Annotated in this window: 21 protein-coding genes and 2 tRNA genes; 11 read left to right on the top strand and 12 right to left on the bottom strand. The window is 50.8% G+C overall.

The genetic code is table 11. The features are described from left to right. Positions 1-27: 27 nt before the first annotated feature. From ABFZ84_RS00255 to ABFZ84_RS00235, 5 genes are read right to left on the bottom strand one after another with little or no spacing between them, the layout of a single operon-like run. Entirely contained in the window at positions 28-540 is a 513-nt protein-coding gene (locus ABFZ84_RS00255; RefSeq protein ID WP_369311591.1) for an N-carbamoyl-L-amino acid amidohydrolase, read from the bottom strand. Then, a complete protein-coding gene (locus ABFZ84_RS00250; protein WP_369311589.1) occupies positions 540-1,130 on the bottom strand; it encodes a DNA-3-methyladenine glycosylase I in 591 nt (196 codons plus the stop codon). Before ABFZ84_RS00250 ends, ABFZ84_RS00255 begins: the two co-directional genes overlap by 1 nt. Before the next feature lie 23 nt (positions 1,131-1,153). Continuing rightward, positions 1,154-1,564 carry an MAPEG family protein gene (locus ABFZ84_RS00245; RefSeq protein ID WP_369311587.1) on the bottom strand — a complete coding sequence of 137 codons (411 nt, stop codon included), beginning with the start codon at positions 1,562-1,564 and terminating at the stop codon, positions 1,154-1,156. Positions 1,565-1,612: 48 nt separating this feature from the next. Beyond that, positions 1,613-2,434, bottom strand: a complete 822-nt coding sequence (gene ygfZ, locus ABFZ84_RS00240; protein ID WP_369311585.1) for a CAF17-like 4Fe-4S cluster assembly/insertion protein YgfZ — start codon at positions 2,432-2,434, stop codon at positions 1,613-1,615. A 42-nt stretch (positions 2,435-2,476) separates the two neighbouring features. Continuing rightward, positions 2,477-2,995, bottom strand: coding sequence for a hypothetical protein (locus ABFZ84_RS00235; RefSeq protein WP_369311583.1), 519 nt, complete (start codon positions 2,993-2,995; stop codon positions 2,477-2,479). Positions 2,996-3,124: 129 nt separating this feature from the next. On the opposite strand from ABFZ84_RS00235, the gene ABFZ84_RS00230 reads away from it, so the two are divergent. Further along, positions 3,125-4,471: a dihydroorotase gene (locus ABFZ84_RS00230; protein WP_369311581.1), complete on the top strand. Its 1,347-nt coding sequence runs from the start codon at positions 3,125-3,127 to the stop codon at positions 4,469-4,471. Between the two features lie 31 nt (positions 4,472-4,502). On the opposite strand, the gene ABFZ84_RS00225 is transcribed toward ABFZ84_RS00230, so the two are convergent. Together ABFZ84_RS00225 and ABFZ84_RS00220 are read right to left on the bottom strand one after the other, a co-directional pair. Next, positions 4,503-4,922, bottom strand: a complete 420-nt coding sequence (locus ABFZ84_RS00225; RefSeq protein ID WP_369311579.1) for a TIGR02301 family protein — start codon at positions 4,920-4,922, stop codon at positions 4,503-4,505. Between the two features lie 33 nt (positions 4,923-4,955). Further along, the gene (locus ABFZ84_RS00220) at positions 4,956-5,393 is read right to left on the bottom strand and encodes an NUDIX hydrolase (protein ID WP_369311577.1); all 438 of its coding nucleotides are present in this window, start codon (positions 5,391-5,393) and stop codon (positions 4,956-4,958) included. On the opposite strand from ABFZ84_RS00220, the gene ABFZ84_RS00215 reads away from it, so the two are divergent. Continuing rightward, positions 5,392-6,111: an SOS response-associated peptidase gene (locus tag ABFZ84_RS00215; protein WP_369311575.1), complete on the top strand. Its 720-nt coding sequence runs from the start codon at positions 5,392-5,394 to the stop codon at positions 6,109-6,111. The genes ABFZ84_RS00220 and ABFZ84_RS00215 overlap by 2 nt on opposite strands. On the opposite strand, the gene ABFZ84_RS00210 is transcribed toward ABFZ84_RS00215, so the two are convergent. Beyond that, positions 6,108-6,788 carry a 2OG-Fe(II) oxygenase gene (locus ABFZ84_RS00210; RefSeq protein ID WP_369311573.1) on the bottom strand — a complete coding sequence of 227 codons (681 nt, stop codon included), beginning with the start codon at positions 6,786-6,788 and terminating at the stop codon, positions 6,108-6,110. The genes ABFZ84_RS00215 and ABFZ84_RS00210 overlap by 4 nt on opposite strands. Next, positions 6,788-7,126, bottom strand: coding sequence for a P-II family nitrogen regulator (locus tag ABFZ84_RS00205; protein WP_369311571.1), 339 nt, complete (start codon positions 7,124-7,126; stop codon positions 6,788-6,790). Before ABFZ84_RS00205 ends, ABFZ84_RS00210 begins: the two co-directional genes overlap by 1 nt. Before the next feature lie 83 nt (positions 7,127-7,209). On the opposite strand from ABFZ84_RS00205, the gene ABFZ84_RS00200 reads away from it, so the two are divergent. The 9 genes from ABFZ84_RS00200 to ABFZ84_RS00160 all read left to right on the top strand — a co-directional run bounded on the left by ABFZ84_RS00200 (position 7,210) and on the right by ABFZ84_RS00160 (position 16,673). Next, complete coding sequence (locus ABFZ84_RS00200; protein ID WP_369311569.1) at positions 7,210-8,742, top strand: NAD(P)H-hydrate dehydratase; 1,533 nt, start codon at positions 7,210-7,212, stop codon at positions 8,740-8,742. A 218-nt stretch (positions 8,743-8,960) separates the two neighbouring features. After that, positions 8,961-9,045 (top strand) — tRNA-Leu (locus ABFZ84_RS00195). 101 nt (positions 9,046-9,146) lie between these two features. After that, positions 9,147-10,514 carry a trigger factor gene (gene tig, locus ABFZ84_RS00190; protein WP_369311567.1) on the top strand — a complete coding sequence of 456 codons (1,368 nt, stop codon included), beginning with the start codon at positions 9,147-9,149 and terminating at the stop codon, positions 10,512-10,514. A gap of 293 nt (positions 10,515-10,807) precedes the next feature. Then, complete coding sequence (locus ABFZ84_RS00185; protein WP_369311565.1) at positions 10,808-11,440, top strand: ATP-dependent Clp protease proteolytic subunit; 633 nt, start codon at positions 10,808-10,810, stop codon at positions 11,438-11,440. Between the two features lie 203 nt (positions 11,441-11,643). Further along, positions 11,644-12,927: an ATP-dependent Clp protease ATP-binding subunit ClpX gene (gene clpX, locus ABFZ84_RS00180; RefSeq protein ID WP_369311563.1), complete on the top strand. Its 1,284-nt coding sequence runs from the start codon at positions 11,644-11,646 to the stop codon at positions 12,925-12,927. A 271-nt stretch (positions 12,928-13,198) separates the two neighbouring features. Next, on the top strand, positions 13,199-15,613 hold the full coding sequence (gene lon / locus ABFZ84_RS00175; protein WP_407067095.1) for an endopeptidase La: 2,415 nt from the start codon (positions 13,199-13,201) through the stop codon (positions 15,611-15,613). A gap of 89 nt (positions 15,614-15,702) precedes the next feature. Further along, a complete protein-coding gene (locus tag ABFZ84_RS00170) occupies positions 15,703-16,017 on the top strand; it encodes a chorismate mutase (protein WP_369311559.1) in 315 nt (104 codons plus the stop codon). Between the two features lie 165 nt (positions 16,018-16,182). After that, positions 16,183-16,455 carry an HU family DNA-binding protein gene (locus ABFZ84_RS00165; RefSeq protein ID WP_369311557.1) on the top strand — a complete coding sequence of 91 codons (273 nt, stop codon included), beginning with the start codon at positions 16,183-16,185 and terminating at the stop codon, positions 16,453-16,455. Positions 16,456-16,597: 142 nt separating this feature from the next. Further along, positions 16,598-16,673: transfer RNA gene (locus tag ABFZ84_RS00160), tRNA-Val, on the top strand. A 278-nt stretch (positions 16,674-16,951) separates the two neighbouring features. Here ABFZ84_RS00160 and ABFZ84_RS00155 read toward each other — a convergent pair. Genes ABFZ84_RS00155 through ABFZ84_RS00145 form a run of 3 tightly spaced genes read right to left on the bottom strand, consistent with a single transcriptional unit; the run spans position 16,952 to position 19,319 of the window. After that, entirely contained in the window at positions 16,952-18,595 is a 1,644-nt protein-coding gene (locus ABFZ84_RS00155; RefSeq protein ID WP_369311555.1) for a recombinase family protein, read from the bottom strand. Then, complete coding sequence (locus ABFZ84_RS00150) at positions 18,592-19,062, bottom strand: DUF2924 domain-containing protein (RefSeq protein ID WP_369311553.1); 471 nt, start codon at positions 19,060-19,062, stop codon at positions 18,592-18,594. The genes ABFZ84_RS00155 and ABFZ84_RS00150 overlap by 4 nt, the downstream gene beginning before the upstream one ends. Beyond that, positions 19,059-19,319 carry a DUF3489 domain-containing protein gene (locus tag ABFZ84_RS00145; RefSeq protein WP_369311551.1) on the bottom strand — a complete coding sequence of 87 codons (261 nt, stop codon included), beginning with the start codon at positions 19,317-19,319 and terminating at the stop codon, positions 19,059-19,061. The genes ABFZ84_RS00150 and ABFZ84_RS00145 overlap by 4 nt, the downstream gene beginning before the upstream one ends. Between the last annotated feature and the right edge of the window lie 277 nt (positions 19,320-19,596).

Raw genomic sequence — 19,596 nt, 5'->3', positions numbered from 1 at the left:
TCCCGCATAGGGGCTTTCGGGTGTTCCTTACCCGCTTCCGGATATTGACCCGATAAATGCGCCAATGGTTGCGCTAAGCCCTGCAATGCCGGCCGTTAATATGGGGATCCACCATCGCATATTGCGTTTGTGCTCAATCGCCCGTGCGTGAAGTAAAACCGCTGTGTTAATCAGGGTTGATATTTCTTCCGGCGAGAGCGGGCTTCGAGAAACCCGGGATTTCTGCTCTTCGTTTAGTGCAAGAAACTCGTTTTTCGTGATGTCCTGATGATTATCCACATTGAACAACTTGCTGTGCTGACGTCGAATGACCAACGACGCTTGGTCTCGCGTTGCATCAAGCCGAAAAAATTCAGGATGTTCCTTAAATACCGTTTCCCAATGACGGCATAGATTCTCGTCACCTGAGATACGATCAGCCCAACCTTTAAAGTCCATTTTATAAAAGCGGTAAGTGCCCAATGTTTGGATTGCGGCAATCACATCCGCCAATCGTTTTTCATCCCTCACATAAGGGGAATTTTCTCCATTAAACTTCATCAGGGTTTGCTCAACTTTTGTATGGCTTTCCAGCGCGGGCAGGTTTGTTCGTGGTCGTTGATCATGCCTACTGCTTGCATAAAGGCATAGACAATTACGGGCCCGCAAAACTTAAATCCGCGTTTTTTCAGTTCCTTTGACATGGCTTCGCTTTCTGGCGATTTGACCATATGTTCACGGTAGTTTTTGACCTTGTTATTGATGGGCTTTCCGTCAACAAAGTCCCATAAGAAACCGGAAAATCCATTAGGTTCGTTTTCCATGATCTCAAGGTAGCTTTTAGCATTGCCTATTGTGGCAAGTATTTTCGTTTTTGAACGAATAATGCCGGCGTTATTCATAAGCCGGTCAATTTTTTTAGGTGTGTAACGAGCGATTTTTTCCGGATCGAAATTGTCAAAAGCTTTGCGGAAATTGTCCCGTTTATAAAGAATAGTGCGCCATGACAGGCCGGCTTGAAAACCATCAAGAATGAGCTTTTCAAAAAGTGCACGGTCGTCATATTCCGGGACACCCCATTCTTCATCATGATACTGACGGTAAATGGGGTCATCTAGTGGAGCCCAAAGACAATAGTTGATTTCAGTCATAAACTTTGGGCTCCAGAGATGAACTAGACAATACCGAAAAATGACAATAGCCAGATTACCATTATGGCGATTTGTATTACGAAGAATACAAATCGGATCAATACAAAGCTTCGGTTTGTCGAGATCAAGTGTGCAACAGATTGCGCTATGCGAGCACCAAGAAAAATGTAGGCGAGGCCATTTGTGATTTCGGTCTGTCCTGTTGCCATCGCATAAAGCAATAAAGCGGCGGCGGCAGGCAGGTTTTCGTAACAATTTGCATGTGCTCTGGTCAGGCGATAGCCAAATGGTGCCATATCGTCGCCGGATGAGTTAAACGAATTTGCGGCGCGTTTGCCGGTCATCACAAGGGAAGTTCTTACAATCCCTAAGCTGAGCACGAGAAATATAAGCCACGCTACGAAACCTAGAAGTGCGACTGATGTAGCTGTCATGATTTGCCCTCCATTCAATGACCTGCTGGATGCAGGTTTTGATGGAGGCTAGTCGTGTTCAAGGTAATTCGGAACGCGGAATTGCAGCGATTTGCCGTCCGCAAGAATAGGCACTTGGTCGAGTTTCGCTTTTTCCCACCGGTCAAGGCGAATAAATGCAAGGGCTTGGTCACCGCTTTGGCTCATGATCTCGCCGAGGGTTGAGCTGCCCGCCGTAACTGCGGTTCCCGTCGGCGCGACGGCATCGGCAAACTTTGCGATAATGCTGCGTTTTCGAATGTCGCCTTTGCGTTTCATGCGGCTGGTGACTTCCTGACCAATAAAACAACCTTTTTTATAGTTCACGGCGTTTAATACGTCGGCATTGATGTCGGTCAGGAATTTTTCGTCAGCGCTGTAATCATACCCAAACTCCGGAACGCCGCAGGTAATGCGGCGGGCGTGATAGGTATGCTCTGGCACGGACTCCTTGTGCGGTTTGGCGATCGCGCGCCACCCAAGGTCGTCATGGCGCGGGTCTTGGAACACGGCTACCGCGCCATCAAGATCAATAGGGTGGGGGCTTGCCAAGGTCGCACATTGGTCGAACGGCGTAATAGATACTTTAGCGCGTAATTTATACATAGAGAGGCGCTTACTGAGCGCTTCAACAATATCTGCGTGACAATCGAGAAAAATGGCATCGCTGCTTTCGATCAAGAAAAAATCAGCGAGAATTTTGCCCTGCGGTGTTAGCAGCGCCGATGTGATCGCCCGCTCGGGCGAAAGTTGTTCAATGTCTTGCGTAATGATGCCTTGCAGAAAACTATGGCGGTCGTCGCCTTCAATTCGAAGGATGCTGCGGCTTTCAATAAATTCGATGTTGCTCATGCGTCGTCATATATGAACAAATGTCGCGCGTGCAAAGAGCAATCACGAGCCGGTCGAGGCGAAGAAAATTCCGTGAACAATGGCGGCACCAAAAAAAAGAAGCATTGCCGCTAATACCCACATTGCAATTGTGGTCAGAATTTCCTGAATTCGGATTCCAACACCGAGCGCCACGACACCAACAGCCCAAGGACTGAAATCGAGTGCAGTACCAATAATGCCGCCGGTCGATGGAAAGGCCATCAGAACGAAGTTCCAAACCGCGACACATAGAAACACGAAAGCGCCGATACTCGCGATCAGCATTATTCCGCCAGCGGCTTCGGAATCTTCGCTCGCGGGTAATGAAGCGCCGTTTGGCGTGTTGGGGCCATAATTTTTATTGTATTCATCGCGTTGTTGCTGGGCGTGGCGGCTTTGCTGCTGGGCTTGTTGCCGTTGCGTTTCTTGCTGTTGTCGCCGGGCTGCTGCCCCTTGGTCCCAGGCTGATTGCGCCGGGCCGGTTCCTACGGGACGGGTACCGGTACCCCATCGCCCTTGACTATATTGGTCATTGGTCATGTGAAATCTCCCTTGGATAAAACTTAGCCGATTTCGAAATAACCAACAAATCGAGCGTTTTTTGCGACGCGGCAATTTTAGGATGAAATTCCGGTTTGCGAATTTATGGCTGAGCGTTAAACACACCCTATGGCAAATACATTTGATCTGATTTTGAAGAACGGGATTGTCGTCAATCATGATGGCGAGGGTGCGCGCGATATTGGTGTTCGCAACGGCAAAATTGCTGAATTTGGCGTGTCGGCGAGCGCTGATGCAGCGGAAACCATCGATTGTAAGGGCCTTCATGTCCTGCCGGGCGTGATCGATACTCAAGTTCATTTCCGCGAGCCGGGACCCGTCCATAAGGAAGATTTGGAAACCGGTAGCCGCGCCGCCGTTCTTGGTGGCGTCACCACAGTTTTCGAAATGCCGAACACGACACCGCTTACGGTTACGCAAGAAGCGATTGAAGACAAGCTTGCGCGGGCGGCGGGTAAGGTCGATCACGGCGGAATGTTCTGCGATCATGCTTTCTACGTTGGGGCAACGCACGGAAACCCGAAAGAACTGGCAGAGCTAGAGATGCTGCCGGGCGTGTGTGGTGTCAAAATTTTTATGGGTGCCTCAACAGGCGACCTATTAGTCGAAGATGATGAAGGCGTTCGAGCAGTCCTTGCACACGGACAACGCCGCGTCGCGATCCATTCCGAAGATGAATATCTTCTGCGTGAAGGAAAGTCGAAAGCCCGCGAAGGGGACTGGACGTCGCATCCAGAAGCGCGCAGCGCAGAAGCCGCCGTTCGGTGTACTGAGCGATTGTTAAAGCTCGCGCGTGAAACCGGTCGCCGCATCCACGTGTTGCATATTTCCACCGCTGACGAAATTCAAATGCTCGCGGCGGCAAAAGATGTAGCAACCTGCGAAGTCACGCCACAACACCTCACATTGGAAGCGCCGGACTGTTACGAACGTTTAAAGGCGTTTGCGCAAATGAACCCGCCAATCCGTGATGCGCGCCATCGCGAAGGGCTGTGGTATGGCCTACAGCAAGGATTGTTCGACGTAATTGGGTCTGATCACGCGCCGCATACGATTGAAGAAAAGTCCAAACCCTATCCGCAATCTCCGTCGGGTATGCCGGGCGTACAGACCTATGTGCCAATTATGCTCAACCATGTCGCAGAAGGCCGGCTAAGCCTTGCACGGTTTGTTGATCTGGCCTGCCACGGTGCAAACCGTGTTTTTGGCATCGCGGGCAAGGGGCGCTTGGCGATTGGTTATGACGCTGACTTTACAGTCGTCGATCTTAAGGCGAAACGGACGATTACAAATGATTGGTCCGCGACAAAATCAGGCTGGACGCCTTTTGACGGCATGGGTGTAACAGGGTGGCCCATGGGAACATTTATTCGTGGCCGGAAAGTCATGTGGAATGACGAATTAATTGACGATGCCGCGGGTGCGCCGGTTCGTTTTCAGGAGACTTTAGGCTGATCAATTGACGTTCGATCTTAGTATTTCGATCTTAGTGTCGGGTGGGGCCTACAACCAATTCAGGGCCTTCATCATCGCGAAGTTGTGCGGTCAACCGTCTGATGATTTGATCACCCTGACTGGCGCGGCTGGCAGCGTAATCGCGTGCACGCCTGTCACAGCCGGGATGCCGCCGCTGCGCATCACGGTAGCCCGTATTGAAAGCCGCAATCATCTTTTCACGATCTGTTGCCTGCGGTTCTTCCAGATCAATAAGCTTTTTCATTCGATCTCGCCAAACGTCGGCTTCAAACCGCGGCTCGCAGGTGCGCCGCAGATGGTGCAACTCACCGAAGACGCCTGCTAACGTGGTCAGATCGGTTTGACGAGATTGGTATTGCTCAAGCCCCTGCGCATTCGCGAGGGAAGCGAAAAGGCTCAAAAGGCCACCAATAATCCAACCATTTTTCATACACGTTTCTTTCTAACGGAGATTATAACGCGATTATGGCGTTTTGGCGAATTCCTCGCGAAATTTGATGGCACGGCTCAGTGCCATTCGCGTTTGATCCCAAGAAAGGCGAGACATAGCTTCATCAATAGATACAAACTCAGCTTCAGCCGCGTCGTCGCCGGCGATTGGTTCTCCGGATACCCATTCGGCCACATAATCGATCATGATGGTATGACTTACAAATTGGTCAGCTTCACGCGGTAGCGCCTCGAAAGCATCAAGAAGTCCGAGAATTTTTATCTCAATGCTTGTCTCCTCGCGCACTTCGCGGTGGGCCGCATCAACGAGTCGTTCTCCATATTCCAACCCACCACCGGGAATAGACCAATGCCCAAGGAATGGCGGCTTTTTGCGTTTGATGACTAAAACATGATCGCCGCGAAAAACTACCGCACCGACGCCCACCAATATTCTCTCGCTCGTGTTCATGAATTGCTGCTACCTTACGCTTATGTGTGGACGCTATACTTTGAAATCTCCGCCGTCAGAAGTCGCTACTCTTTTTGACGTCGATGTGCGCGATAATTTTCCGCCGCGCTATAATATCTGTCCAACTCAACCTGTGTCTGTCGTCTACCAGAACGAACGACGCGCACGTCAGTATAGCTTGATGCGGTGGGGCTTTATCCCGAGCTGGGCAAAAGGCGAATTCCTTGAAAAGCTCGTTAGCCGCCCGCTGATCAATGCGCGAAGTGAGACTGTCCTTGAAAAAGCTAGTTTTCAATCAGCATTCAAGCGACGTAGATGTCTGGTGCCTGCTGATGGGTTTTATGAATGGCGAGGCAGCAAGGGCGGTATGAAACAACCCTATGCGATTCAACGTGATGGCACCGGGCTTTTTGCATTCGCAGCCATTTGGGAGACGGCCCAAGACCCCGATGGCGGGGAGATCGACACACTCGCCATTTTAACGGCTGCTGCCGGGCGCGACTTAAAATCGATCCATAGCAGGGAACCAGTCGTTATTTCGCCGGATCATTTTACACTATGGCTAGAGGCTGATGAGCGGGACCTCAAACAGGTAATGTCAATGCTGAGCGCAGCCCCCACCGGCACTTGGTCGATGCACGCGGTTTCAACAGATGTAAATTCCCCGCGCAATGATGGACCGTCCTTGCCAGAGCCGATCGAAAGATCCTTGTTCTAGCTTGAACGCGATACTGTTTTGTCGGGGAAGCATAGTTGTTCCCGATCCCGCCAATCCGTAGTGACGTAATTTAGAATCAAGGATTTTCGCGTGCCTTTGATCTCGCGGTTTTGAAAACCATGGAAGGTATGATCATTCGGCACAAATGCCATCGCCGTATTGGCCGCGAACGGTGAGCGTTTGGCCCACGTTTTATCTGCATCGAAAATATCAGTTCCGAGGGTGGCGTGGGCCGGGTCGTCCGAGATGTAGATCAGCAATGTAAGGCGCTTGACGCCGAGATCTGTGTGTGGCTCTAGCCAAAAACCTGTTGTGTCCTGCGCATATTCGATGCGCAGAAACGTGCCTTCTAAATCGGTTTCAAAAAAATCTTCGATCGCCGCGATCATTTGCGGTGCTTGAAATGCGTTTGCCGCCGCCGCGACCGATGGAAATTTTTTGATGTTCTCTGCATCAAAGTAGTGTCGGGTATCATTGTGATATTCGCGCTTGCCCGAAAGATCACCGACACTGGCAACCGGGAAGTTTAATTTATTATATGCCAGCGCGAGATCTTCAGGAAAAAGCCCCGACAAATGCCAATGGACATAGGGGTCCGAAAAGCGTTCGGCTGTCGCCAATGCTTTTTTGAAACTGGCAAATATCCGATCTTTATCTAAAATGGATGTGTTTCCCATCAAATCGCGTCGCGACCGGTCTCTCCTGTACGGATACGAATTGCATCTTCAACATTTGAAATGAAGATCTTTCCGTCGCCGATGCGGCCAGAATGGGCGGCTGTTTTAATAGCATCGACGGCAGTTGAGACCAGATTGTCACTGACGACCAATTCTAATTTCACTTTGGGCAGGAAATCGACAACATATTCGGCTCCACGATAAAGTTCCGTGTGCCCCTTTTGGCGGCCAAAACCGCGAACATCGGTGACCGTCATGCCTTGAAGGCCGACTTCTTGAAGTGCCTCCTTCACATCATCGAGTTTAAAAGGTTTGATTATAGCTTCTATTTTCTTCATGGCTTCATGCCTTGTTTCGTTTAGAACGGGGCCAGATTACAAATTCAGGCCAAAAAGAGAGCGGGTCATAGGAAGTGTCAAGCGTGAACCCATTTATTATCTTATCAGCAAATGAAATGCGTGCGGCGGAAAAGTTAGCAATTGACGGAGGAATAGCCTCTGCAGCGCTAATGGAAAAGGCCGGAGAGGGCGTTGCGCACCACGCGATGCGGTTTTGGAGTAAGCGCCCTACGGTTGTAATTTGTGGGCCGGGCAATAATGGCGGAGACGGATTTGTCGCTGCACGGGTCATGAAATCAGCGGGATGGCCGATTCGTGTGGCGCTGTTGGGCAAGCGCGAATCATTGACGGGCAATGCAAAGTTGATGGCTGACCTATTCGATGGCGATGTGGTGCCATTTGAAAAAGCGGTTCTCAATAATTGCGGGCTCATTATCGATGCCATTTTTGGAACGGGCCTTTCGCGCGCGACCGAAGGTGAAATAAAATCTGCGATTGGCGCAATTAACGATAACCCAGCACCTGTTCTGGCAATTGACCTTCCTTCTGGTCTCGATGCGGATACGGGGGCGGTATTGGGCGAAGGTTCTGGTGCGGTCGTGCATGCCAGGCGTTCAGTTACATTTCATGCGAAGAAGCCGGGTCATTTATTGTTTCCGGGACGCGCGCTTTCTGGCGCGGTGGATGTGGTTGATATTGGTATCTCTGATCAAATCACTGCGGCCACCGGCGCACAGACTTACACCAACCATCCGGGGTTGTGGGGTGGTTTGTTACCTCAACCCCACTGGGGCGGCCATAAATATAGTCGTGGCTCGGTCATGGTTGTGTCTGGCGGGCCACTGAATACCGGGGCTGCGCGATTGGCGGCTCGTGGGGCGCTTAGAATCGGCGCAGGTGCGGTCACTATGCTGACGCCAGCCGAGGCCGCGCCTGTTCATGCAGCACACCTAACGGCGGTAATGCTGCGCATTGCGAATAATGACGAAGATGTCGCCAAAGCCATGGCTGCGTCAGAGCATATGCCGATGGCTTTGGTTATTGGTCCTGCAGCAGGTGTGGGCGAAGGGACCCGCGCGAAAGTCATGGCGGGTTTAAAGTCGAAGGCGGCGGTCATTCTCGATGCTGATGCGATAACCAGTTTTGCCGATCAACCACAAACTCTTTTCTCTGCGCTTCGGCCTACCGATGTTTTGACGCCACACGGCGGCGAATTTGCCCGACTGTTTCCTGAGGCGGCCAAGCTTGACGGCAAGTTGGAGGCAGCGAGAAGGGCGAGTAAGGAAGCAAATGCTGTTGTCGTCTTAAAAGGTGCAGATACGGTCATCGCTGCGCCCGATGGTCGTGCGCTTATTAATACCAACGCACCCCCGACATTGGCGACTGCGGGGTCCGGCGACGTTTTGGCGGGGTTTATCGCGGGTTTAAGGGCTCAGGGGATGGACGGTTTCGGTGCCGCGGCGGCGGGAGTGTGGTTCCATGGCGCAGCAGGACAGACAATCGGAGATGGCCTCATTGCCGAAGATTTGCCGGATGCAGTGCCGGCGGTGATGCGGATACTTTTCCAAAAAGATCAACCAGAAAAGAATCAAGCGGCGGCACCAGAGGCTAATTGATCTCGCGGAAAATACCGGCGATTTCTGCTCACAGTTATATGTGTGGAAAGGTTCAGATGGCGGCTTGCAAACCTACGAAACAGATTTGTCACATTCTAGGTCGAGAAAAGGCGCTAAACTGCTCGACAGGGGCGTTTTGTCTGTTATAGAAGCGCGGGCTTAAGTAAGGGGTCGCTGCGAACGCCGCGGCCCGTTTTACGTTTGCCCCTGTTGGCAATGCGGATGTGGCGGAATTGGTAGACGCACCAGATTTAGGTTCTGGCGCCGAGAGGCGTGGAGGTTCAAGTCCTCTCATCCGCACCAATAGGCTTTCCTGAACTGGCCTGGCCAGCGTTCAGCGATGGCGAACATACGATAAAGAATCAAATAATGGCCATTCGGCCTGAATAAATACGAGAGCACAAATGGAAGTCATTGAAAAAAGCGCCGAAGGTCTCGATCGCCGGTTTCTGGTGAAAGTCTCTGCCGCTGAACTAGACGAAAAGCTGGTGGCGAAACTTAAAGAGGTCAAAGGTCAGGTAAATCTCAAGGGCTTCCGTAAAGGCAAAGCGCCGGTTTCTTTCTTGAAGAAAATGTACGGTAAAGGCATGATGAGTGAGATTATTCAAGAGGTTGTCAATGAGACCTCTCAGAAGGCTTTCACCGAACGTGATCTACAGCCGGCGACTTCTCCGCACCCGCATTTTGCAAATAAAATCGAAGACGTCATCGAAGGCAAAGCCGATCTCGAATTTGACGTCCACGCAGAAATTCTGCCGAAATTTGATCCGATGGATGTGGCAACGCTAAAATTGACACGCCCGGTATGTGATGTGCCTGAGGCTGATGTCGAAGAAGCGCTGAACAACATTGCCGAACAGCAACAGAGCTATGCGGCGCGCGGCAAGACAGCCAAATCTAAAGATAAAGATATGCTGGTCATTGATTTTGTTGGCCGGGTTGATGGCGAAGAGTTCGCTGGCGGTAAGGGCGAGGGCATTGAATTGGTTCTCGGCTCCAACACTTTCATTCCTGGTTTCGAAGAACAGCTCCTAGGCGCGAAGACCGGTGACGATGTCGAAGTCAAAGTGACCTTCCCAGAAGATTACGGTTCAAAAGACCTCGCCGGTAAAGATGCAGTCTTTGATGTGAAAGTCACCGAGGTCAAAGCACCTGAGAAAGTTGAAATCAACGACGAGCTTGCCACAAAACTTGGCCTTGAAAGCCTTGATGATCTTAAATCGCGTCTCAAAGAACGTCTTGAGTCAGATTACAAAAACTTGTCTCGCGGCCACCTAAAGCGTGCACTTCTCGACAAACTTGACGAGGCCCATGATTTTGAATTGCCAAAAGGCATGGTCGATGCGGAATTCGAGCAGATCTGGCGTCAGGTCGAATCGTCTGAGCGTGACGACGAAGACAAAGACAAGTCAGAAGATGAGCTTAAAGAAGAATACCGTAAAATTGCCGAACGCCGTGTTCGTTTGGGCTTAGTGCTCGCTGAAGTAGGGAAGCGCTCAGAAGTTCAAGTTCCTTCGAATGAGCTTCAACAGGCGATCCAACAGCAGGCAATGCGCGAAGCGCAGATGATGCAAGCGCAAGGTCAAAATGTATCGCCGCAGGAAGTTCTGAAATTCTATCAGGAAAATCCGGCGGCTATCCAACAGATCCGAGCACCACTATTCGAGGAAAAAGTGGTGGATTACATTATTGAGCGGGCGGAAGTCGAAGATAAAACCGTTACCAAAGAAAAATTGATGGAAGAGCCAGAGGGCGAAGGCGCATTCGCGTAAACGCTGGTTTTTCACTATTTTGAGGGGGCGGGCCGCTATTTTAGCGGCCCGTTTCCGTTTCGAGACAAAGATATGTGGATTGTTGTGTGGGGCAACTGGTGAAAATCAAAGAACGACCCGTTGTGAAACATGGCTTGCCTTTTCAAAAGAATAACCCTCGCTTAAGTCAGACGCGTTAGGGTTGTGAAAATTGGGGCTGGCGCCAACGGATTCAGTCCCCATGTTAAGGACGAAAATTAACTAGCCGGTCATATTCCTACGTAAGTACAGGTCGCATAAGAAAGAGAATGTCGATGAAAGACCCCTTGGATATCTATATGAATACGCTCGTGCCGATGGTTGTCGAGCAATCTAGCCGCGGCGAGCGCGCCTTCGACATCTATTCACGACTGCTAAAAGAGCGAATCATCTTTCTTTCCGGGCCGGTCCACGATCAGGTTTCTACCTTGGTGATCGCTCAGCTTTTGTTCCTAGAGGCTGATAATCCGAAGAAAGAAATCGCAATTTATATCAATTCCCCGGGGGGCTCGGTTTCTGCGGGTCTCGCAATGTACGACACCATGAAATATATTCGCCCAGCGGTTTCGACCATGTGTGTCGGTATGGCGGCGTCTATGGGGTCTTTGTTATTGACCGCTGGTGAAAAAGGGATGCGTTTCTCGCTTCCTAACTCACGAATTATGGTTCATCAGCCATCTGGCGGCTTTCAAGGCCAAGCATCTGATATTGAGCGCCATGCGCAGGATATAATCAAAATCAAGCGCCGGTTGAATGAAATTTACGTGGACCATACGGGTCAGTCCTATGAAACTATTGAGAAAACCCTCGATCGGGACCACTTTATGGACCCGGAAGAGGCGGTCAGTTTTGGCCTGATCGATAAAGTTTTGGCAGAGCGTGGCGCTGCTGCGGAAGATGACGCCTAAGATTTACCGTATTCGTTAAGCCAAATAGGAAATGGTTCCTTGATTGGTTTGGCCGGAATATGGTCCTATGGCGCTGCTTCCGGAGTTCCGTGGCGCCGTTCATGCACCCTTTGAGGGGCGCGGCATGGCCGCTCCCGGATTTGGGTGCGAAATAAAGCAGGCATGGCGCGGTCAGTGGCGGCGTTGACGAAGGAGTGCAGTTAGTGAGCAAGATCGGCGGGAAAAGTAGCGGCGACGGGAAAAACACCCTTTACTGTTCATTCTGTGGCAAGAGCCAACATGAGGTCAGGAAACTTATCGCCGGCCCGACAGTCTTCATTTGTGATGAGTGTGTTGAGCTGTGTATGGATATCATTCGTGAGGAGTCAAAATCCTCATTGGTGAAAGCTACGGATGGCGTGCCAGACCCGCAGCATATTCATAAAGTTCTTGACGACTATGTCATTGGACAGTCGCAGGCAAAGCGTGTGCTCGCAGTTGCGGTGCATAATCATTATAAACGATTGAATCATGCGGCAAAAAACAATGATGTCGAGTTAGCGAAATCCAACATTTTGCTGATCGGCCCAACAGGTTCGGGTAAGACGCTTCTGGCTCAGACTTTGGCGCGGATTCTCGATGTTCCATTTACAATGGCCGATGCAACAACGTTGACCGAAGCCGGTTATGTTGGCGAGGACGTTGAAAATATTATCCTTAAGCTTCTTCAGTCTGCCGATTATAATGTCGAGCGTGCGCAGCGCGGCATCGTCTATATCGACGAGGTCGACAAAATTTCACGGAAATCTGACAATCCGTCGATTACCCGCGATGTGTCGGGCGAGGGAGTTCAGCAGGCGCTTCTAAAAATAATGGAAGGCACTGTTGCATCAGTTCCGCCGCAAGGTGGTCGGAAACATCCGCAGCAGGAATTCTTGCAGGTTGATACGACAAATATCCTGTTCATCGTCGGCGGTGCATTCGCTGGCCTTGAAAAGGTGATTGGTCAGCGTGGTGAAGGTTCTTCAATCGGCTTTGGCGCTGAGGTGAAAAGCCTCGATGACCGCCGGATTGGTACAATTTTGCAAGAGGTTGAGCCAGAAGATCTGCTTAAATTCGGATTGATCCCTGAATTTGTTGGTCGACTTCCGGTTATCGCCACACTCGAAGATCTTGATGAGCCGGCACTCGTACAAATTTTGACATCGCCGAAAAATGCTCTGATTAAGCAATATCAGCGCCTTTTCGAGATGGAAGACGTGAAGCTTACCTTCACTGACGATGCGCGTTCCGCGATCGCCCGGAAGGCCATTAAACGTAAAACAGGTGCTCGTGGGTTGCGCTCAATTATGGAGGGCATTTTGCTCGATTCCATGTTTGAATTGCCAACACTCGAGGGGGTTGTTGAAGTCGTCGTGAATGGCGAAGTCGTTGAAGGCAATGCCACACCGCTGAATATTTACGCTGAGCGGGATAAAGGCGCGGTGGAAGCTGACGCCAGCGCGTAAATTGGGGAAAACTGCGAAGCTTTATTGTATTCGCAGTTTTCACTTTGCCCGTGAGCACTGATTTTGCGGCTTGAAATTACGTTTCTGAAAACCACATTGGTTCTATAATCACCGCCGCTGTATAACAGCGGCGGTTCGACCTTTAACCGACCTGTCATCTGGGTTGGGTATAATCAGTGACGTTGCAGCCTCAATCCAATGTTGCGCATCCGGTCGAACCGCTGCCCAATAGAGCATGGCCGTGAAAAATAGCCGGGCGTAGCCAGTTGTGGTGCGCCAAAAGGAGTTTTCGATGAGTGAGACCGTCACCTATCCCGTATTGCCGTTGCGCGACATCGTCGTGTTTCCGGGCATGATCGTGCCGCTTTTTGTCGGGCGAGAGAAGTCTGTAAATGCACTCGAAAATGTGATGCAGAACGACAAAAAGATTTTGCTCGTCGCACAAAAAGATGCTGGCGATGATGATCCGCTGGTAGATGATATCTATGAAATTGGCGTAATTGCCTCTGTCCTGCAGCTCTTAAAGTTGCCCGACGGCACTGTGAAAGTGCTTGTCGAAGGTGAAGCACGGGCATCAATCGAAAAATATATCCGTACGGATGAATATTTCGAAGCTGAAGCCCTTTATGTAGATGAGATTGAAGGCGAAGAAGCGGAACTAGAGGCACTGGCACGTTCAGTTGTGACGCAGTTCGAAGCTTATGTAAAATTGAACAAACGCGTTCCACCAGAAGTTATCGTTTCGATTTCGCAAATTGATGATAATCAAAAATTGGCTGATACCGTCGCCTCGCACCTTAACATAAAGATCAACGAAAAGCAGGAGCTTCTTGAAATCACGAGCGTTTCAGAACGTCTTGAACGGGTTTACGCGTTGATGGAAGGCGAGATGAGTGTTTTGCAGGTTGAGAAAAAAATTCGCAACCGTGTAAAACGCCAGATGGAAAAAACTCAGCGCGAATATTATCTGAACGAACAGATGAAAGCGATTCAAAAAGAGTTGGGTGAATCCGACGATGGTCGCGATGAGCTTTCTGAAATTGAAGACAAAATTCAAAAAACAAAGCTGTCAAAAGAGGCTAAAGTAAAAGCTGAGACAGAGTTGAAGAAGCTACGCCAGATGTCGCCGATGTCGGCTGAATCCACAGTAGTCCGCAATTATCTGGACTGGATGACTGCGATACCGTGGAACAATCGTTCCAAAGTGAAAAGCGATTTGAAAAAGGCTGAAGACGTTCTTGATACAGATCACTACGGTTTGGAAAAAGTTAAAGAACGCATTATCGAATATCTTGCTGTTCAAAAACGTATGAACAAGCTTAAAGGCCCGATTCTTTGCCTTGTCGGTCCTCCTGGTGTTGGTAAAACTTCGTTGGGTAAGTCGATCGCTGCCGCAACGGGCCGGGAGTTCGTGCGCGTTTCCTTGGGGGGCGTGCGTGATGAAGCCGAAATTCGTGGTCATCGCCGGACATATATCGGTTCGATGCCTGGCAAAATTATCCAATCGATGAAGAAAGCTAAGAAGTCCAACCCGTTATTCTTGCTCGATGAAATCGACAAGATGGGTCAGGATTTCCGTGGTGACCCGGCCTCGGCATTGTTGGAGGTATTGGACCCTGAACAAAACTCTACTTTTGCGGATCACTACCTAGAGGTAGATTATGATTTGTCAGATGTAATGTTCATCACAACGGCAAACAGCCTGAACATGCCACAACCTTTGCTTGACCGAATGGAGATCATTCGAATTCCTGGGTATACGGAAGATGAAAAGGTTGAAATTTCTCGTCGCCACCTGATTCCAAAATTGTTGGAAAATCATGGGCTGAAAGACGGTGAATGGTCATTGGATGATGACGGCCTGATGGCATTAGTCCGGCAATACACACGTGAGGCTGGGGTACGTAACCTTGAGCGAGAGCTTTCTCGCTTGGCGCGCAAAGCTGTTCGTGATCTTGAAATGGGTAAAACCAAGAAGGTCGTTGTGACGGCGGACAATCTCTCTGAATATGCGGGTGTCCCAAAATTCCGCCATGGCGAAATCGACGGTCGTGATCAGGTGGGTGTTGTTACGGGACTTGCTTGGACATCCGTAGGCGGAGAGATTTTGACTATCGAAGCAGTCAAGATGCCAGGTAAAGGCAAGATGACACCGACAGGGAACCTGAAAGATGTCATGCGGGAATCGGTTTCTGCCGCGTCGTCTTATGTTCGCAGTCGTGCAATTGAATTCGGTATTGAGCCACCGGTCTTTGAAAAGACGGATATTCACCTTCACGTTCCCGAAGGGGCGACCCCTAAAGATGGTCCATCGGCTGGTGTTGCGATGGCAACAGCGATTGTGTCGGTCCTGACGGGTATTCCGATCCACAAAGACATTGCCATGACAGGTGAGATATCTTTGCGTGGGCGAGTGCTGGCGATTGGTGGCCTTAAGGAAAAATTGCTTGGAGCGCTACGGGCAGGTGTTAAGACTGTCCTTATCCCTGAGGAAAACGAAAAAGATCTCGCGGATATACCGGATAACGTGAAAAGCGAGCTAAAAATCATTCCTGTTGGGACGGTTGATGAGGTGCTGGGCCATGCCCTCACGCAAAAACTAACTCCGATTGAATGGAATGAACCTGTGGATAGAGCTGCGGCTAGTGAAACGGGCGATGATGGCGGTAATGTGATTACTCATTAGCCGTTGAAAGCTTGAATGATATGAAGGTGCGACGCCGTGATACGCCGTCGCACCTTTTTTCGTACCTAGTTAAGGGTTAAATCTTAGGCATGAAAACAGCCCCTCAAATTGTCCCGCCAGAAGCCTGTCAATCTATGGAGGATGTCCGGTTAGGTATCGACACCCTCGACAGGGAATTGGTCGCGATGTTGGCGGTCAGACAACGCTATATCGAGGCCGCAGGTCGTATCAAACCCAACAAGGATGAGGTCCGTTTACCATGGCGGATCGAGGATGTTGTCACCAAAATATTGGCCGAAGCGGAGAAGCAGGGGCTCTCTAAACGAATCGCTGAACCAGTTTGGCGTATAATGATCGACCGATGTATCGATCATGAGCATGAAATCTGGGACAAAGAGCACTAGGCGATAGAAAAAAATATTCAATATTTTCAATGGATTAAGGTGGTTGGGGAAAGCAAACCCTTATTTTAAGCCATTTTTCCTTAGCCAAGGGCCCCAGAGCCCGCGTAAAATCAGGCCCAGAACACGATTTCTCAACTCCAAGCACCAAAATGAAAGGCCGGAGGAATGAATAAAAACGAGTTTATCGATAAAGTTGCCGATACAGCGGACATGAGTAAAGCGGACGCGGCAAAGGCCGTTGATGCGGTCTTTGATTCTATTACCCAGGCGCTCAAAGCAGGCGACGATGTACGCCTCGTTGGCTTCGGTACGTTCTCTGCTGCTGCACGCAAAGCGCGTGAGGGTCGTAATCCACGCACTGGTGAGACAATCCAGATCCCGGCATCTACACAGCCTAAGTTTTCGGCTGGTAAAGGCCTAAAAGAAGCTCTTAACTAGAGCTAGCTCCGGCTATAAAAGCGTCGGCCCGAGTAATCTCGTGGCCGACGTTTTCTTTTTCACATAAGGCATTGCAAGCGCGACGAGCACGCGCTATGGACTGCGCCCCTGAGGAAAGTTTAAGAGTTTTCTTCATGGTTTAGGGCGGTTAGCTCAGCTGGTAGAGCATCTCGTTTACACCGAGAGGGTCGGCGGTTCGAACCCGTCACCGCCCACCATTCAGTCCTCCATTTCACGCCGACCAACTGGAACAAGCCTCAAAGCCCGCATGTCCGCGGGATTTCGCGAGATGGCGTTGTCTCCCCGATCTCCATTTGCGTAAAGCAGGGCCGAATTCGCTGAAAGTCTCTAAAGCCAATTTTCGACGACCACCTGAAGATGTGAGCGATGCACATATTTATTGCACAACGACCATCATTATACAGAGTGTTTTTGGAGACCGGCGGAGGAACGAGCGCGGGGGCAGGCCAAGTCGTTCGAACTCATCAGCGTTGACTTATCGACGTTCGTCGAATCCAAGCAGTTTGCGTTGTTCCGCCCAACTGGCTGGAATCCGAGGAAGGCGCTTCAGTGTTTCCGCATTAATTTCGATTGGGGCCGAGCCACTGAGAAAAGCTTCGATAATGTCGGGTGCAAGAAACGCCAGGCGGATGGTTTTGCTGACTGTACTTTGATCCGCGCCTGTAGCTTCAGCGATGGTTGCAAGCTCTCTTTCAGGGTTTTCAAACCACGTCTTCTTCCAATGGTGGGCGCGGGAGAGCAATCCAGATATGGCCGGATCGGGACCACGCTGATGGTCGACATCTCCGAGTAGGAAGCGGCGCTCCTGTCCGCAATGACGAATGGCTGCAGGGGCGGTGATCGTGCACTTTGAGCACAGGTGAATTTGCAAATCCGATGTTTGAAGAAGGCGGGCGACGTCAAGGGAGATCGAAACCGCATTGTCAGTGATATCGATGCGCTCGATGATCGGTGCCCATCGCGCGAGGTCGGAGGCTGGTAGATTCGATGGACCGGTAACATGCTGTTCAAGCGCATGTCGAACGCGCTCTATCACCGCCAGCGACGTGCCGGCTTTTACAAGATCAAGCGTTGCCGATTTTGGGTTTACAATCCAACGATCCAGCGCTGTCGCGACCGATTGTTCGACATCATCCGCTCTCAACGTTATCCGTGCACTATCCGTCGGGGATGCATTCGCGTGACTGATATAATAGCGGTAACGCCTTCTGCCTTTTTTGGCGTGGCTTGGTGTGAGGCGACGATCGTTCGCGTAGAGTTTTCCGGTAAGAGAACTCCGGAACATTCCCTTTGGTCCGGTCCACCTCGTGCTCGCTTTGCGTTTCTCCTGAACCTTTTCCCATAGATCACGCGCAATGATCGCGTCATGTTCGCCGGGATGAAGATCTTTGCCCTGACGCATCAGCCCCGCATAGATCGGATTGGCGAGGATGTGATAAAGCGGTCCCCGAGAAAGTGGCTTGCCGCCTTTGCCATTAGCTCGCCGTTTGGTGACCCATCCCTGGTCCATTCCAATATTGATGATTGCACGAACATGGCCCGTTTTGAGATAAAGATCGAAGATGGACCGTACAATGACCGCTTCGACCTCATTCACCACAAGCTTCTTATCGATATTGTCATAGCCGAGGGGTGGGTTGCCGCCTGTCCACATACCTTTGCGGCGAGAAGCTGCAATCTTGTCCTTGATCCGTTCGGCCGTGACCTCCCGTTCGAACTGGGCGAAGGATAAGAGGACGTTTAGCGTCAACCGTCCCATGGAGGACGACGTATTGAACTGCTGGGTTACAGAGACGAAGGAGACCTCTTGTGCATCAAAGCGTTCCACCAGTTTAGCGAAGTCGGCAAGCGATCGGGTGAGGCGGTCCACCTTGTAGACGACGATGAGATCAATGCGCCCAGCGTCAATCTCTGCCAGCAGCGCCTTGAGTGCAGGACGGTCCATATTGCCGCCGGAGAGGCCACCATCATCAAAGCGGGTCTTGACCAGTTTCCAGCCCTCATGTCGCTGGGACGCGATATAGGCTTCACAAGCTTCTCGCTGGGCATCGAGAGAGTTAAAGGCTTGATCAAGCCCTTCTTCGGTCGATTTACGCGTATAAATGGCGCAGCGTTTCATTGTGCACGCACGCGTGTGGACCGTAGCCCAAAGAACGCTGGGCCATTGCGTTTGACCCCGGTAATGGCTTCCGCGGCCGCCGACAGTGATCGAAAGCGCTTACCGCCTAAATAGCAGCCATCATCGGCGACATAGACCTCATATTGCTTGCCGCGCCATTCCCGGACCAGTCGCCCGCCCGGCCGCAGGGATTGGCGAGGGGCAATCTTTACTTTGGAGGTGCCCTGACGCCCCTTGCTACTCGAACTCTGCGCCAGCACGCGCTTGTGCAGACGATCAACACGCACGCGATGGAATTTGCGCTGCATCTCATAAGCAATGGCAAGGATCAACAATTTACGACCAATGCGCTTGGGTGGCTTTTGGCGATGCAGCTTTTTATAAAGTTGTTGCAGTTCACCAAAGGAATGATGCTCGAGTTGGAAGAGCTCCTGTTCCAACGCAGCGCTATCACGATACGGCTTCATTTAGCGTCTCGGATGTAATAGCGCTGCGCGCCCTTATTTGGTTTTTCCGCCACCAGCGTATAGCCGAGTTTTTTCTTCACGGTGCCCGATAAAAACCCGCGAATAGAATGGTCTTGCCACCCAGATATCGCCGCTAAATCCTCAAGGCTTGCCCCGCTTTTACGCCGTAGATGCGCTAGAATTTGATTCTTCTTTGATTTTCCAGGTTTGTTGCTTTGGGTCCGGCGCTTAGCACTAGTCTTTCCATTTTGGCCCATGATTGCCTCCTCGTTGTTGCACCGCCACAAGCCCGGCGTCGGATACGGTCGGGCAGGGGGCGAAACAAGGCATTCGCGACAGCCACAGCAACGCTCTTTATCAGGAGAAAGTCCAGTGAATTGTCTGGGAATAGCGGTCGCGTTGGGGTGGGTTCGAACCCAAAGATTGCGAATTACCGTGTGGCCGTTCAAGCTGGGGATTGAGGTTTCAATCTGATGTAAAGTCAGCTGTGCGCGCATAAGCCGACATTGGGATTAGGATGCTGACCAAGCATTC

The sequence above is a fragment of the Hyphococcus lacteus genome, assembly GCF_041058985.1.
Classification (GTDB): domain Bacteria; phylum Pseudomonadota; class Alphaproteobacteria; order Caulobacterales; family Parvularculaceae; genus Hyphococcus; species Hyphococcus lacteus.
This window is presented reverse-complemented; position numbering and strand designations above follow the sequence as displayed.